Below are 16,120 nucleotides of genomic sequence, written 5' to 3' on the forward strand. Positions count from 1 at the left end.
CATATAACTTTACACTGGCGTTGTTAATTAATGGTTAATCAGGTGTGTACTACATGAAGACTATTGCCTCCACCGCGCTTCCTGCTCATGTCCAGCAGCCCCGCTACGATCGCCAGCAGTTACGCTCCCGCATCGTCCATTTCGGCTTTGGCGCGTTCCACCGGGCGCATCAGGCGTTGTTAACAAACCGGGTGCTGAACGCCAAAGGGGGCGACTGGGGAATATGTGAGATTAGCCTCTTTAGCGGCGATGTCCTCATGAGCCAGCTCCGGGCGCAGGATCATCTTTTTACCGTGCTGGAGAAAGGTGCCGAAGGCAACCAGCCGATTATTATTGGTGCGGTAAAAGCGTGCCTGAACGCAAAACTCGACTCGCTGGCGGCCATTATTGAGAAGTTCTGCGAACCGCAGGTAGCAATTGTCTCCCTCACCATAACCGAAAAAGGCTACTGCATCGATCCGGCGACGGGAAAGCTGGATATGCAAAACAGCCGCATCCTTCACGATCTGGAGCACCCGTCTGAGCCGCATTCCGCGCCGGGAATTCTGGTCGAAGCACTTGATCGCCGCCGCGAACGGGGCCTGCCGGCGTTTACCGTGCTCTCCTGCGATAATATCCCCGATAACGGTCATGTAGTGAAAAACGCCGTACTCGGCATGGCCGCAAAGCGTTCCGCAGAGCTGGCCGAATGGATAGAGACGCACGTGAGCTTCCCCGGCACCATGGTCGACCGAATCGTGCCCGCCGCCACCGACGCCTCGCTCGCGGAAATCACCCGGGAGCTGGGGGTTGACGATCCCTGCGCCATCAGCTGTGAACCGTTCATTCAGTGGGTGGTGGAAGATAACTTTGTCGCCGGGCGTCCGGAGTGGGAGGTTGCAGGCGTACAGATGGTTGACGACGTCCTGCCCTGGGAGCAGATGAAGCTGCGGATGCTGAACGGCAGCCATTCCTTCCTCGCTTATCTGGGCTACCTTGCCGGTTACGCACACATTAATGAATGCATGCAGGACGACAGTTTCCGCGAGGCAGCCCGCAGACTGATGCTGAATGAGCAGGCCCCTACGCTACGCATCACCAACGTCGATCTGACGGCGTATGCCGACAGCCTGCTTGACCGCTTCGCCAACCCGGCGCTACAACACCGTACATGGCAAATCGCCATGGACGGCAGCCAGAAGCTGCCTCAACGCATGCTGGATGGGATCCGCGTCCATCTTGAACGTAAGACCGCCTGGCCACTTCTGGCGCTGGGGGTGGCGGGCTGGATGCGCTACGTCAGCGGTACGGATGAACAGGGCAACGCCATTGACGTGCGCGACCCTCTGAACGAAAAATTTCACGCGCTTGCTGAAGCCAGCAGCGACGCGGAACGCGTTAACGCCCTGCTGGCGCTTAAAGAAATCTTTGGCGATGACCTGCCGCAAAATCCGGCCTTTGTCGAGGCGATAACCGAAGCGTACCAGCGCCTCGTCCGGCTCGGCGCGCGTCAGGCCGTTATCGAAACGTTAAAAATTTAGCGATTATTGCGTTTAAAGCGAACGGTTATGCGCTCCGTTCGCCCTCCCTCTTCTCAATGCCCGTTTTTTTCGTCAGGATGATAGATAATTGTTACGACATCACAATTATCTATCGGAGCGCACGTGACCAAAACCAACCTGATCACCGGTTTTCTCGGCAGCGGTAAAACTACGTCCATTCTGCATTTGCTGGCCAATAAAGATCCGGCGGAAAAGTGGGCCGTGCTGGTCAACGAATTTGGCGAAGTGGGGATCGACGGCGCGTTGCTCGCCGACAGCGGCGCAATGGTGAAAGAGATCCCGGGCGGGTGCATGTGCTGCGTGAATGGTCTGCCGATGCAGGTCGGCCTGAATACGCTGCTGCGCCAGGGCAAGCCGGACCGTCTGCTGATTGAGCCCACCGGCCTGGGTCATCCGAAGCAAATCCTTGATCTACTGACCGCTCCAGTATACGAGCCATGGCTTGAGCTGCGTGCGACGCTTTGCCTGCTTGATCCCCGCCAGCTGCTGGATGAAAAAGCGATCGGTAACGACAATTTCCGCGATCAGCTCGCCTCGGCAGACATTATCGTGGCGAATAAATCCGATCGTGCGACGGCCGAGAGCCAGGCCGCGTTCGAGTCCTGGTGGCAGCAGGCTGGCGGTGGTCGTCGGTATGTTCAGACCACCCAGGGCAATATTGACGGCGCCCTGCTAGACTTTCCCCGCCTCAACCAGACGCAACTGCCCGCCAGCGCAGAGCATTCGCACAGCCACGGCGCGAAGCAAGGACTGGCTGCACTGAGCCTGCCGGAACATCAGCGCTGGCGCCGAAACCTGAACAGCGGCCAGGGGCACCAGGCGTGCGGATGGATCTTCGATGCCGATACGGTTTTCGACACCATTGGTATACTGGAGTGGTCGAGACTGGCTCCGGTTGAGCGGGTAAAAGGGATCATGCGCACCCCGGATGGTCTGGTTCGCATTAACCGTCAGGGCGAGGATTTCTTCATAGAAACCCAGAACGTCGCACCGCCCGACAGCCGGATAGAGTTAATTAGTGCGGTTAATACCGACTGGAATGCCCTCCAGTCAAGCCTGTTGAAGCTTCGTTTAAGTTTGGGCGGCTAACGTTGCCGCTGGTTTTATTCAGTGCTGAAGACTATGACGACTCGACTTCCTGCTATTTTATTGCTTAATGCTGCCGGCCTGGCGATCTTTTTCTCCTGGTATCTTCCGGTGGATCACGGTTTCTGGTTCCCGCTGGATTCCGGTCTTTTCCACTTCTTTAATCAGGCGCTGGCGAAGAGCGAGGCCTTCCTGTGGCTGGTCGCGATCACCAACAACCGCGCCTTTGACGGCTGTTCGTTGCTGGCAATGGGCTGCCTGATGCTCTCCTTCTGGCTGAAAGAAGACAAAACGGGTCGTCGCCGTATTCTGATTATCGGCCTGGTGATGTTGCTGACCGCTGTGATTATCAACCAGCTGGCGCAGCATCTGATGCCGGTTAAACGCGCCAGTCCGTCGCTCTCTTTCCCGAACATTAACCGCGTCAGCGAGCTGCTGCATATTCCAACCAAAGATGCCTCGAAGGACAGTTTCCCGGGCGACCACGGTATGATGCTGCTGATTTTTGCTGGCTTTATGCTGCGCTATTTCGGTAAAAAAGCCTTCGCCATTGCCCTGGTTATTGTTGTGGTATTCGCATTCCCGCGGGTAATGATTGGCGCGCACTGGCTGACCGATATCGCCGTGGGTTCATTCACGGCGGTGTTGATTGGCTTACCCTGGGTACTGATGACCCCGTTGAGCGATCGCTTAATAGGTATTTTTGATCGCTATCTTCCCGGCAAATTTAAACAAGTCGGAAACAAATAAATAACGCAAATTAACACCATTCATCAGGGATTGTTTTCGATCCCTGTCTCCCTTCTTACCGGCGCCATTCCCCCCTGTCATCATCCCGTCATTCTATTCGTGATAAAAATGAAGCAATTGCAGGGATTAGCGTCAGGAATGGCGGCGTTTTGAGCATTTCCACGCTGTAACGTTGTGTATCACAATTTCTTATAAAAAAACGGACTTTTTTGCTCGCAATACCCTGAGCAATCGGTTAACCTCGAACTCGTTTTGCCCCACTGAGACAATTATTATCGTGGTAAATAATTTTGTGCGTTGCGCCACAGTTTTCACTATAAAGAATTGTCTCATTGTGAACAGATAATTAGTCTCGTCACGGTTGGCATTTTTATAACGATATTTTCGTTAAGGACTTCAAGGGAAAACAAACAAAATGGTCAAATCTCAACCAATCTTGAGATATATCTTGCGGGGGATCCCGGCGATTGCAGTGGCGGTTCTGCTTTCGGCATGTAGCACAACGAACACCGCGAAGAATATGCATCCTGAGACGCGTGTTGTGGGAATGGAAGATTCCTCTTCACTGCAAGCCTCTCAGGATGAATTTGAAAATATGGTACGTAATCTCGACGTTAAGTCGCGCATTATGGATCAGTATGCTGACTGGAAAGGCGTGCGTTACCGTCTGGGCGGCAGCACCAAGAAAGGCATCGATTGTTCTGCGTTCGTACAGCGTACGTTCCGCGAGCAGTTTGGGTTAGACCTTCCGCGTTCTACTTATGAACAGCAGGAAATGGGCAAGTCCATTTCGCGTACTAAACTGCGCACGGGAGATTTAGTCCTGTTCAGAGCGGGTTCAACCGGTCGGCACGTTGGCATCTATATCGGTAACGATCAGTTTGTCCATGCTTCCACCAGCAGCGGCGTGACGATTTCCAGCATGAACGAACCTTACTGGAAAAAGCGCTACAACGAAGCTCGCCGCGTTCTGAGCCGTAGTTAATCTTGCTGTCGTATCGTGGGTTATCCCTTGGCTGGCGATACGATAAAAAAAAGCACTGCTCCGGCAGTGTTTTTTTTTGCCCGTTACACTGATAGACATCCAGCGGCATTTCAGGAATTACGACATCTATGTTTACCCGCTACTTCTCCAGCAACCGTAAGATACTGTTTCTCAGTTTTCTTACGGGGTTATTCACCGCCCTGCTTCTGGGTGCGTTACAGTTTTACTGGAGTTATCACAAGCGAGAAGTCAGGTTCGATACCCTCATTACGGATTTAAGCGTCTATATGGAGGGCTATTTTGACGAGCTCAAAACCTCTATTGATACGCTCCAGCCGCTCACGCTGAACAGCTGTGACGAAGTCAGCGCGGCGCTGACCTCACGCGCGGCCTTCAGCATTAACGTGCGCGCCTTTTTGCTGGTCAGGGATAAACAGGCCTTCTGCTCTTCGGCAACAGGTCCGATGAATACCCCGATGGAAACGCTTATTCCTCAATTACATATCAGCAAACCTGTTGATATCGCGCTCCTGCCGGGCACGCCCATGCTGCCGGATAAGCCCGCGATTGCCATCTGGTATCGCAATCCGCTGGTGAAAGACGGCGGCGTGTTTACCTCCGTCAACCTCAACCTGTCGCCATACCTTCTCTACACCTCGCGCCAGGATGAGTTTGCCGGCATTGCCATCGTCATAGGCGATTCTGCGTTATCCACCCGGTCCGAAATGCTGGTTCAGGCGAGTGATTTGCCTGACGTCCCTGCCCGCACCGCCACGCTGAAAAATATTCCTCTGACCGTTAACGTCTATGCGCAGGCATGGACGACTGATGAGGTGCTATACGCCGTATTTTTCGGTCTGGTCTGCGGCATCGCGGCGGGTCTGTTGAACTTTTATATCCTCACTATCCGTCTGAATCCTGGGAAAGAGATCCTCACGGCCATCAAGCGCGACCAGTTTTACGTGGTCTATCAACCCGTTGTGAATGCGCAGTCGCTCAAAATGACCGGGCTGGAAGTCCTGATGCGCTGGAAGCATCCGGTGATGGGTGAAATCCCACCGGATGCTTTTATCACCTTCGCCGAAGCGCAGAAACTTATTGTTCCGCTGACGCTGCACCTTTTTGACCTGATCGTTCGCGATGCCCCGGTTCTGCAAACGCGGCTTCCGCCCGGCGCCAAGTTCGGGATAAACATTGCGCCCGGTCATCTGCATGCGGAAAGCTTTAAAGAGGATATGCTCGCCTTTGCCGCTGCCCTGCCGCCCGATCACTTCCAGATAGTGCTGGAAATAACCGAGCGCGACATGATTAACCACCGCGAGGCTAATCAGCTGTTCGAATGGCTGCACGATGAAGGTTTTGAAATTGCCATCGATGATTTTGGCACCGGCCACAGCGCGCTGATCTATCTTGAACGCTTCACCATGGATTACCTGAAAATAGATCGCGGTTTCGTGAACGCCATCGGGACGGAGACCGTCACCTCGCCGGTGCTTGATGCGGTGCTAACGCTGGCGGGACGCCTGAATATGTTAACCGTCGCCGAGGGCGTTGAAACGCCTGAGCAGGCGACGTGGCTGCGCGAGCATGGCGTGAACTATCTTCAGGGCTACTGGATCGGTCGCCCGATGCCGCTGGAGGAGTTTAAGACGTGGCAGCCCGACGTCACGCTCGGGGAATAATTTCACAATCGCAGCGCAGTCACTTATTATTCTCCTCAACCGAGCCTGCCTGTGAACAAAGGGATCCGCCGCACGATGATTATGCGCGTTGTAGTGATGCTGTTTGCGCTGGTGAGTCTATCGAGCCAGGCGCAGTCCATCAAAGAAAGCACGGCCTTTGCCGTCATAGGCGAGCCGAAATACGCGGTCAACTTTACTCACTACGATTACGTGAACCCCGCCGCACCTAAAGGCGGGAACGTGACGCTTTCCGCCACGGGAACGTTTGATAACTTTAACCGCTTTGCCCTTCGCGGCGTGGCGGCAGCCCGAACCGAATCCCTCTATGACACGCTGTTCGTCACCTCCGACGACGAGCCCGGCAGCTATTATCCCCTGGTTGCCGAGAACGTGCGTTACGCCGATGATTTTAGCTGGGCAGAAATCGCGATCAATCCGCAGGCGCGTTTTCATGACGGATCCCAGGTTAGCGCCCGCGACGTGGCGTTCACCTTTCATAAATTTATGACCGAGGGCGTGCCGCAGTTTCGTCTGGTGTACAAGGGCACCACGGTGAAAGCCATCGCCCCGCTGACCGTGCGAATCGAACTGAGTGAGCCAAACAAAGAGAGCATGCTAAGCCTGTTCTCCCTGCCCGTCATGCCTGAATCGTTCTGGAAAAACCATAAGCTGAGCGATCCCCTTTCTACCCCGCCGCTGGCCGGAGGACCGTATCGCATTACTGCCTGGCGCATGGGCCAGTATGTGATCTATTCCCGCGTAAAAGATTACTGGGCTGCCTCACTGCCGGTAAACCGTGGCCGCTGGAATTTCGATAGCCTCCGCTACGACTACTACCTTGATGACAACGTGGCCTTCGAGGCGTTTAAGGCAGGCGCGTTTGATTTACGTGTCGAGAACAGCGCCAAAAACTGGGCTACCCGGTATATCGGAAAAAACTTCGCGAAAGGCTATATCGTTAAAGACGAACACAAAAATGAATCTGCGCAGGATACGCGCTGGCTGGCATTTAACATCCAGCGTCCGGTGTTTTCCGATCGTCGGGTGCGTGAAGCCATTACCCTGGCGTTTGATTTTGAATGGATGAACAAAGCGCTGTTCTACGGAGCCTACAGCCGGGCAAACAGCTATTTCCAGAATACCGAATACGCCGCCCGTGATTATCCCCACGCGGATGAACTGGTTCTGCTGGCTCCGATGAAAGCGCAGCTACCGCCGGAGGTGTTCACCCGTGTATTTGAACCGCCCAAATCCGACGGAAACGGGTTCGACCGTGAAAATCTGCTGAAAGCCAGCAAGCTGCTGGATGACGCCGGATGGGTGCTGAAAAACCAGCAGCGGGTCAATGCCAAAACCGGTAAACCCCTGATCTTCGAACTGCTGATTGCCTCCGGCGCGAACGACCAGTGGGTGCTGCCCTTTAAGAAGAACCTTGCCCGGCTTGGGGTGATCATGAATATTCGCCAGGTGGATATCGCGCAGCTTACCAACCGCAAGCGCAGCCGCGATTACGACATGATGCAGAGCCTGTGGGCCGCGCAGCCGTGGCCGAGCTCCGATCTGCAAATCTCCTGGGCATCGGGCTATATCAACTCCTCTTACAACGCACCGGGTGTCAAGAGCCCGGTGATTGATGCGCTGATTGCGAAAATCGTGGCCGCTCAGGGCGATAAAGAGAAACTTCTGCCGCTCGGGCGCGCGCTTGATCGGGTGTTAACCTGGAACTATTACATGCTGCCGATGTGGTACATGGGTGAAGATCGCGTGGCCCGCTGGGACAAATTCTCCCTGCCCGCCGTTCGCCCGGTTTATACGCTTGGTTTTGATACGTGGTGGTATGACGTGAATAAAGCCGCAAAACTGCCCGCAGCGCGGCGTTAAGGAGTGACGATGGGCGCTTATCTTATCCGCCGACTGCTGCTGGTGATCCCAACCCTGTGGGCCATCATCACCATTAACTTTTTTATCGTGCAGATTGCTCCCGGCGGCCCGGTGGACCAGGCGATTGCGGCAATAGAATTTGGTCACGCTGGCGGCATGCCGGGCGGCGGCGGCGAAGGGATGGGCGCCAGCCATGCCCGGACGGGCGTGGGCAATATCAGCGAAAGCCACTACCGGGGCGGCCGTGGACTGGATCCGGAGGTGATCGCCGAGATCACCCACCGCTATGGTTTCGATAAGCCGCTGCACGAGCGTTATTTCTACATGCTCTGGGATTACGTCCGTTTCGATTTTGGCGACAGCCTGTTTCGCAGCGCCTCGGTGTTAACCCTGATCAAACAAAGCCTGCCGGTGTCCATTACGCTCGGGCTGTGGGGAACGCTGATAATCTATCTGGTCTCCATTCCGCTGGGGATCCGCAAAGCGGTCCACAACGGAAGCCGTTTCGATATCTGGAGCAGCACGTTCATTATTATTGGCTACGCTATCCCGGCGTTTCTGTTTGCCGTGCTGCTGATTGTCTTTTTTGCCGGCGGCAGTTATTTCGACCTCTTCCCGCTGCGCGGACTGGTCTCCGCGGATTTCAGCACGCTGCCGTGGTATCAAAAAATCACCGACTACTTCTGGCATATCACGCTTCCGGTGCTGGCGACGGTTATTGGTGGCTTTGCGGCGCTTACGATGCTCACCAAAAACGCCTTTCTCGATGAGATCCGCAAACAGTACGTGGTCACCGCCCGCGCCAAAGGCGTCGGTGAAAAGCAGATTATGTGGAAGCACGTTTTTCGCAACGCCATGCTGCTGGTGATTGCCGGTTTTCCCGCCACGTTCATCAGTATGTTTTTTACCGGCTCGCTGCTGATAGAAGTGATGTTCTCTCTCAACGGATTAGGGCTGCTGGGCTATGAGGCCACCGTCTCCCGTGATTATCCGGTGATGTTTGGCACACTGTATATTTTCACCCTGATCGGCCTGCTGCTGAATATCATCAGCGATATCAGCTATACGCTGGTCGATCCCCGTATCGATTTTGAGGGCCGCTGATGTCGCGTTTAAGCCCCGTCAATCAGGCCCGCTGGGCTCGCTTTCGCCACAACCGTCGCGGCTACTGGTCGCTGTGGATCTTCGCCGTCCTGTTCGTCTTAAGTTTGTGTTCGGAACTGATTGCCAACGATAAACCCCTGCTGGTGCATTTCAAAGACCGCTGGTACGTGCCGGTACTTACTACCTATAGCGAAAGCGATTTTGGCGGCCCGTTTGCGACGCCAGCCGAGTATCAGGATCCCTGGCTGCGTGAACAGATCGCGCAGCACGGCTGGGCGCTCTGGGCACCGATTCGCTTTGGCGCGAACAGCATAAACTATGCCACCTCCACCCCCTTCCCTTCCCCACCTTCCTCGCAGAACTGGCTGGGAACGGACGCGAACGGCGGCGATGTGCTGGCGCGCATTCTTTACGGCACCCGCATCTCGCTCCTGTTTGGACTGATGCTGACGCTCTTTTCCAGCATCATGGGCGTCGTAGCGGGCGCCGTGCAGGGCTATTACGGTGGAAAAATCGATTTGTGGGGGCAGCGCGTGATTGAAGTCTGGTCCGGTATGCCGACGCTGTTTTTGATAATCCTGCTTTCCAGCGTGGTTCAGCCTGGCTTCTGGTGGCTGCTCGGGATCACCGTCCTGTTCGGCTGGATGGCGCTGGTCGGCGTGGTGCGCGCGGAGTTTCTGCGCACGCGAAATTACGACTATATTCGCGCCGCACAGGCGTTAGGCGTGAGCGATCGCGCAATCATCTTCCGCCATATGCTTCCCAATGCGGTAGTAGCGACCCTCACCTTCCTGCCGTTTATTTTGTGTAGCTCCATCACCACCCTGACGTCGCTCGATTTTCTGGGCTTCGGTTTGCCGTTGGGCTCACCGTCTCTTGGCGAACTGCTGTTACAGGGCAAAAACAACCTTCAGGCCCCCTGGCTGGGCATCGCCGCATTCCTTTCCGTGGCGGTGCTGCTTTCCCTGCTGATTTTTATTGGCGAAGCCGTGCGCGATGCCTTCGATCCCAACAAGGCGGTATGACATGACCCGGCCTCTTCTGAGCATAGAAAACCTGTCGATTGCGTTTTCAAAGCAGGGCGAATCCCGCACGGTAGTGACGGATTTATCGTTGCAGATCCAACGCGGAGAGACGCTGGCGCTGGTCGGGGAATCCGGTTCCGGTAAAAGCGTCTCGGCGCTTTCGGTGCTGCGCCTGCTCCCTTCCCCGCCGGTCAGCTATCCGCAGGGAGACATTCTGTTCCATGGGCAATCGCTGCTGAATGCGGATGAGCAAACCCTGCGCGGCATTCGCGGCAATAAAATTGCCATGATTTTCCAGGAGCCGATGGTGTCGCTTAACCCACTGCATACGCTGGAAAAACAGCTTTATGAAGTGCTGTCACTTCATCGGGGGATGCGTAAAGAGGCGGCGCGGGGAGAAATTCTGGACTGCCTGGAGCGCACCGGCATTCGTCATGCGGCGAAACGACTGAACGATTTCCCGCACCAGCTTTCCGGCGGCGAGCGCCAGCGCGTGATGATCGCGATGGCCCTGCTGACGCGCCCCGAGCTGTTGATTGCGGATGAACCCACCACTGCGCTGGACGTCACGGTGCAGGCGCAAATTCTGCAACTGCTGCGCGAGCTTCGCGACGAGCTGAACATGAGCCTGCTGTTTATTACGCACAACCTGAGCATCGTGAAAAAGCTCGCTGACGCGGTGGCCGTGATGCAAAACGGCCGCTGCGTGGAACAGAACTGGGCATCCGCCCTGCTGAGCGCGCCTCAGCACCCGTATACCCGGCGCCTGCTGGACAGCGAACCTTCTGGCGACCCGGTTCCGCTTAACGCCGACAGCGCGCCGTTGCTGAAGGTTGAGGGGCTGTCGGTGTTATTCCCGATCCGCAAGGGCATTTTGCGCCGCGTGGTTGATCATAATCATGTCCTGAAAAACATGAGCTTCTCTCTGCGTGCGGGTGAGTCGCTTGGGCTTGTGGGCGAATCCGGCTCGGGCAAAAGCACCACCGGCCTGGCCCTGCTTCGCCTGATTGCCTCGCAGGGAGACATTCTCTTTGACGGCATGCCGCTGCAAAACCTGAGCCGCCGCCAAATGCTGCCCGTCCGCCCGCGCATGCAGGTGGTATTTCAGGATCCGAACTCTTCGCTGAACCCGCGGCTAAGCGTGTTGCAGATTGTCGAGGAGGGCCTGCGCGTCCACCAGCCCGCGCTGACGGCACAGCAGCGCGAAAGTGAGGTGAAGCGGGTGCTGGCGGAAGTCGGGTTAGATCCCGAAACCCGCCACCGCTACCCGGCAGAGTTTTCAGGCGGTCAGCGCCAGCGTATCGCGATTGCCCGCGCGCTGATCCTGAAACCGGAGCTGATCGTGCTGGACGAGCCGACGTCCTCGCTGGACCGCACCGTACAGGCGCAGATCCTGACGCTGCTGAAGGGGCTACAGGAAAAGCATCGGCTGGCCTATATCTTTATCAGCCACGATTTACAGGTGGTGCGTGCGCTTTGCCATCAGGTAGTGGTATTGCGGCAGGGAGAGGTTGTTGAGCAAGGAGAGTGCCAGCGCGTATTTACCGCGCCGACGCAGGATTACACGCGCCAGCTATTGTCCGCTGACTAGCACTCAGAAAGGATATTGACCAGAGAACGGCTCGGCAATGGCCACGCCGAAGTTTTTCAGGCGGCAGGTCGCGGCAAATTCATCCTGGCTGTTAACAAACAGGCACGGCTCACCTTCGCATTCCAGAACGGAGCTGTCTACTTCGATGTCCGTCAGCGCCTGGCTGAGACGTTCCATAACCGGCCACGCGTTTTCATCGCTCGGGCTGAGCAGCTTGAGCGCCACCAGACAATTATCCTCCCCGGCAACGCTTTGCGGAATCGGTTCAACTTTCGAACCTGCAAAACCCGTCGACCAGCGATAGCTCTGGGGCAAGCGATGGACAATGGAGAGTTGTAATGTATTCACGTTCAGATCCCCGGAAGCAAATTTACTTCACAATTTATTTACATTTATAGTAACACATCATCGCCAACCTGCACTGTTTAGCGGATTTTATAGGCGTTGCAGGCTCACGTCGGCGCTATATGTACCCGTTTCTGCGATCTAACTCAACCTTTTTAAATACAATGATGTGACTTTTTACATAAATAGATTTTACATAAAAGAAACAAACACAGGGTAAACGAACGAAGGGTTGGTTGATATGGGTCAACAAAAAGGCCCGTCTCGGGCCTTAAGTGGTCATTTATGCGCCGTCTTACGCGGCCGACTGGCATACAGATAGAAGAGGATGGAGCTGGTCGCGCAGAGGGCGATCGCCCACAGCATCGGCCAGGCGGTATTAAACGTCGCCATTGAGAGCAGCGCTCCGACTATCGCGCCAATTCCGAAACGGAACGTCCCTGCCAGCGACGAGGCGGTGCCCGCCATATGCGGGAATTCGTCGAGGATCACCGCCATCGCGTTGGATGAAACCATCGACACGCAGCCGACAAACGCCGCCACGCCCACCACCAGCGCCCAGAAGCCGACGCCCAGCAACGCGCTCAATACCAGCCAGATAGCCATCACGAACTGGATCCACAGCCCGGCGCGGAACATATTCAGCGCCCCGACCCGCCGCACAAAGCGGCTGTTGATAATGGTCATCACAAACAGGAACGCGATATTCAGCGCGAAATAGTAGCCAAAGTGCTGAGGTGACACGTGGTTCAGTTCGATGTACACAAACGGCCCCGCGCTCAGAAACGAGAACATCCCGGCAAAGCTAAAGCCGCTGGCCAGCATATAGCTCAGCACGCGCTTGTGGCGAAACAGCGAGGCAAAGTTGCCAAGCGTGGTGCGGACGTGAAACTTCTGACGGCGCTCGACCGGCAGCGTTTCATCGATAAAGACGAAGATCATCACCGAGGCCAGCAGCGCAGCAATCGCCAGGATCCAGAAAATCGCATGCCAGCTGAACCACACCAGCACCGCCCCGCCCACCATGGGGGCGACCAGCGGCGCAATGGTCGTGACCAGCATGACGAACGACATCATGCGCGAGAACTCTTCCTTCGGGTAGACGTCGCGCATCAGCGCGTTAATCACCACGCTTGCCGCAGCCGCCGCCAGGCCATGGAAGAAACGCATCACGATAAGCTGATCGATACTCTGCGCCAGCGCACAGGCCACCGCCGCCGCGGCAAATATCAATGTCCCGCCCAGGATAACCGGTTTACGCCCCAGGCTGTCGGCCATTGGGCCATAAAAGAGCTGACCGAGGGCAAAACCAAGAATGTAGGTGCTGAGCGTCATCTGCGCGCTGCCTGCCGGTACGCCAAACTGCGCGGAAATCACTGGCAGCGCGGGCAGATACATATCGATAGACAGCGGCATCAGCATGGCCAGCAGGCCAAGGATAAACACAATTTTAAACGACGAGTGTGGCCTGGTGGTCACAGGGTTCTCCTGAATTTAGCGTGAAGGCAGCCCGACGCTGGCGATCTCTTCTACCGTCAGCGGGCGATATTCCCCTGGCTCAAGGTCTGGATCGAGCTCAATCGCGCCGATACGTTCACGATGCAGCCCCACCACGTGGTTGCCCACGGCGGCAAACATACGTTTCACCTGGTGGTAGCGGCCTTCACTGATGGTCAGACGGACGTCTGTTGGGGTGATGACTTCCAGCACCGCTGGTTTGGTCAGATCTTTTTCATTATGCAGCTGAACGCCTTTCGCGAATTGCTCTGCCGTGTCATCCGAGACCGGCGACTCCAGCGTCACCCGATAGGTTTTCTCACAGTGATGGCGCGGGGAGGTGATGCGGTGCGACCACTGCCCGTCGTCGGTCATCAGCACCAGGCCGGTGGTATCAATATCCAGACGCCCTGCCGCATGCAGCTTGTGCGCCACAGGCTCATCCAGGAAGTAGAGCACCGTCGGGTGATCCGGATCGTCCGTTGAACAGACGTACCCTTCCGGTTTGTTGAGCATGAAGTAGCGCGGGCCATTCTGCTGGGTCAGCGGGTTGCCGTCATACTCCACCTCGTGGTCGGGCTGGAGTTTAAAAGCGCTGTCTTTCACAATGTCGCCGTCCACGGTTACGCGGCTGGCGCGAATTTCACGCCCGGCAATAGCGCGGCTTACGCCGAGTTGCTGAGCGATAAACTTATCAAGTCGCATGAAATCTTTTTAGCCTTAATGGTGCTGGAAGTCGGACTACGCGTCCGAAAAAGAAGCAGTCAGAAACAGTTCAGTATAATGGTCTGGTTGCGCCACTCAAGGGAAAAAGTTTCGTGGCATACTATATGCGAGTTAACTGAATAGAGAAGCCATGACTTTCACACTACGCCCCTATCAGCAGGAAGCCGTTGATGCCACCCTCGCCTGGTTTCGCAAACACCGGGAACCCGCCGCCATCGTGCTCCCGACCGGAGCAGGTAAAAGCCTGGTGATCGCCGAACTGGCGCGCCTGGCCCGCGGGCGCGTGCTGGTGCTGGCGCACGTCAAAGAGCTGGTGGCGCAAAACCACGCCAAATATTGTGCGCTCGGCCTGGAGGCCGACATTTTTGCCGCCGGGCTGAAGCGCAAAGAGAGCCACGGAAAAGTGGTGTTTGGCAGCGTACAGTCGGTGGCCCGCAACCTGGACCTGTTTCGCAGCGAGTTTTCCCTGCTGATTGTCGACGAGTGTCACCGCATCAGCGATGACGATGACAGCCAGTATCAGCAAATCCTTACTCACCTGAAAGAGGTGAACCCTCACTTACGCCTGCTCGGCCTGACCGCCACGCCGTTTCGTCTGGGCAAGGGCTGGATTTATCAGTTCCATTATCACGGGATGGTGCGTGGCGACGAAAAGGCCCTGTTCCGCGACTGTATCTATGAGCTTCCGCTGCGCTACATGATCAAACACGGCTACCTGACGCCCCCGGAGCGGCTGGATATGCCGGTCGTGCAGTACGATTTTAGCCGCTTACAGGCGCAGAGCAACGGGCTGTTCAGCGAGGCGGATCTTAACCATGAGCTGAAAAAACAGAAGCGTATCACGCCGCATATCATCAGCCAGATTGAAGAGTTCGCGCAAACGCGTAAAGGGGTGATGATTTTTGCTGCCACCGTCGAACACGCGCGCGAAATCACGGGGCTGCTGCCCGCCGACGACGCGGCGTTAATTACCGGTGAAACCCCCGGGCCGGAGCGCGACAGCCTGATTGAGGCCTTCAAAGCCCAGCAGTTCCGCTACCTGGTGAATGTCTCCGTATTAACCACCGGGTTTGACGCCCCGCACGTCGACCTGATTGCGATTCTGCGCCCGACCGAATCCGTCAGCCTGTATCAGCAGATTGTCGGGCGCGGGCTGCGCCTGGCGCCGGGCAAAACCGACTGCCTGATCCTCGATTACGCCGGTAACCCGCACGATCTCTACTCCCCGGAAGTGGGCACGCCAAAAGGCAAAAGCGACAACGTGCCGGTACAGGTATTTTGCCCGGCCTGCGGGTTTGCCAACACCTTCTGGGGCAAAACCACCGCCGACGGCACGCTGATTGAGCACTTTGGCCGCCGCTGTCAGGGCTGGTTTGAAGACGACGACGGTCATCGCGAGCAGTGCGACTTCCGCTTCCGCTTCAAAAACTGCCCGCAGTGCAACGCCGAGAACGACATCGCTGCCCGCCGTTGTCGGGAGTGTGACACGGTGCTGGTCGACCCGGACGACATGCTGAAAGCGGCGCTGAAGCTGAAGGATGCGCTGGTGCTGCGCTGTTCCGGCATGGCGCTACAGCCCGGCGCGGATGAAAAAGGCGAGTGGCTAAAGATTACCTATTACGACGAGGACGGCGCAGACGTCAGCGAGCGGTTCAGGGTTCAGACGCCCGCCCAGCGAACCGCGTTCGAACAGCTTTTTATCCGCCCGCATACCCGCACGCCCGGCGTGCCGCTGCGCTGGATAACCGTGGCGGATATCGTGCACCAGCAGGTGCTGCTGCGCCATCCCGATTTCGTTGTCGCCCGCAAAAAAGGCCAGTTCTGGCAGGTGCGTGAGAAGGTCTTTGACTATGAAGGGCGCTTCCGGCGGGCAAACGAATTACGCGGTTAGCGGGACTTTTCGTTGA

Annotated in this window: 13 protein-coding genes; 10 read left to right on the forward strand and 3 right to left on the reverse strand. The window is 56.3% G+C overall.

The window, feature by feature from the left end:
• The first annotated feature begins 53 nt into the window (after positions 1 to 53).
• From A3466_RS09235 to yejF, 9 genes are all read left to right on the forward strand, one after another.
• Complete coding sequence (locus tag A3466_RS09235) at positions 54 to 1,520, forward strand: mannitol dehydrogenase family protein (protein WP_063450334.1); 1,467 nt, start codon at positions 54 to 56, stop codon at positions 1,518 to 1,520.
• A gap of 123 nt (positions 1,521 to 1,643) precedes the next feature.
• Entirely contained in the window at positions 1,644 to 2,630 is a 987-nt protein-coding gene (locus A3466_RS09240; protein WP_063450335.1) for a CobW family GTP-binding protein, read from the forward strand.
• Positions 2,631 to 2,663: 33 nt separating this feature from the next.
• On the forward strand, positions 2,664 to 3,377 hold the full coding sequence (locus tag A3466_RS09245; RefSeq protein ID WP_063450336.1) for a phosphatase PAP2 family protein: 714 nt from the start codon (positions 2,664 to 2,666) through the stop codon (positions 3,375 to 3,377).
• Between the two features lie 415 nt (positions 3,378 to 3,792).
• Complete coding sequence (gene mepS, locus A3466_RS09250; RefSeq protein ID WP_003859364.1) at positions 3,793 to 4,362, forward strand: bifunctional murein DD-endopeptidase/murein LD-carboxypeptidase; 570 nt, start codon at positions 3,793 to 3,795, stop codon at positions 4,360 to 4,362.
• A gap of 128 nt (positions 4,363 to 4,490) precedes the next feature.
• Positions 4,491 to 6,044: a cyclic di-GMP phosphodiesterase gene (locus A3466_RS09255; RefSeq protein ID WP_063450337.1), complete on the forward strand. Its 1,554-nt coding sequence runs from the start codon at positions 4,491 to 4,493 to the stop codon at positions 6,042 to 6,044.
• Between the two features lie 75 nt (positions 6,045 to 6,119).
• The gene (locus A3466_RS09260; RefSeq protein ID WP_063450338.1) at positions 6,120 to 7,925 is read left to right on the forward strand and encodes an extracellular solute-binding protein; all 1,806 of its coding nucleotides are present in this window, start codon (positions 6,120 to 6,122) and stop codon (positions 7,923 to 7,925) included.
• 9 nt (positions 7,926 to 7,934) lie between these two features.
• On the forward strand, positions 7,935 to 9,029 hold the full coding sequence (locus A3466_RS09265; RefSeq protein WP_063450339.1) for a microcin C ABC transporter permease YejB: 1,095 nt from the start codon (positions 7,935 to 7,937) through the stop codon (positions 9,027 to 9,029).
• A complete protein-coding gene (locus A3466_RS09270) occupies positions 9,029 to 10,054 on the forward strand; it encodes a microcin C ABC transporter permease (protein WP_063450340.1) in 1,026 nt (341 codons plus the stop codon). Before A3466_RS09265 ends, A3466_RS09270 begins: the two co-directional genes overlap by 1 nt.
• A gap of 1 nt (position 10,055) precedes the next feature.
• Positions 10,056 to 11,645, forward strand: coding sequence for a microcin C ABC transporter ATP-binding protein YejF (yejF, locus tag A3466_RS09275; protein ID WP_063450341.1), 1,590 nt, complete (start codon positions 10,056 to 10,058; stop codon positions 11,643 to 11,645).
• 3 nt (positions 11,646 to 11,648) lie between these two features.
• Here the strand turns inward: yejF and A3466_RS09280 are convergent, their stop codons facing one another.
• From A3466_RS09280 to rsuA, 3 genes are all read right to left on the reverse strand, one after another.
• Positions 11,649 to 11,993: a YejG family protein gene (locus A3466_RS09280; RefSeq protein WP_003859372.1), complete on the reverse strand. Its 345-nt coding sequence runs from the start codon at positions 11,991 to 11,993 to the stop codon at positions 11,649 to 11,651.
• Positions 11,994 to 12,269: 276 nt separating this feature from the next.
• On the reverse strand, positions 12,270 to 13,469 hold the full coding sequence (locus A3466_RS09285; protein WP_063450342.1) for a Bcr/CflA family multidrug efflux MFS transporter: 1,200 nt from the start codon (positions 13,467 to 13,469) through the stop codon (positions 12,270 to 12,272).
• 15 nt (positions 13,470 to 13,484) lie between these two features.
• On the reverse strand, positions 13,485 to 14,192 hold the full coding sequence (rsuA, locus tag A3466_RS09290) for a 16S rRNA pseudouridine(516) synthase RsuA (protein WP_063450343.1): 708 nt from the start codon (positions 14,190 to 14,192) through the stop codon (positions 13,485 to 13,487).
• Between the two features lie 151 nt (positions 14,193 to 14,343).
• Between rsuA and A3466_RS09295 the strand changes: the two genes are divergently transcribed.
• Positions 14,344 to 16,104: a DEAD/DEAH box helicase gene (locus tag A3466_RS09295; protein WP_063450344.1), complete on the forward strand. Its 1,761-nt coding sequence runs from the start codon at positions 14,344 to 14,346 to the stop codon at positions 16,102 to 16,104.
• The last annotated feature ends 16 nt before the right edge of the window (positions 16,105 to 16,120 follow it).

This window comes from Enterobacter genomosp. S (genome assembly GCF_001631805.1).
GTDB lineage: Bacteria > Pseudomonadota > Gammaproteobacteria > Enterobacterales > Enterobacteriaceae > Enterobacter > Enterobacter quasihormaechei.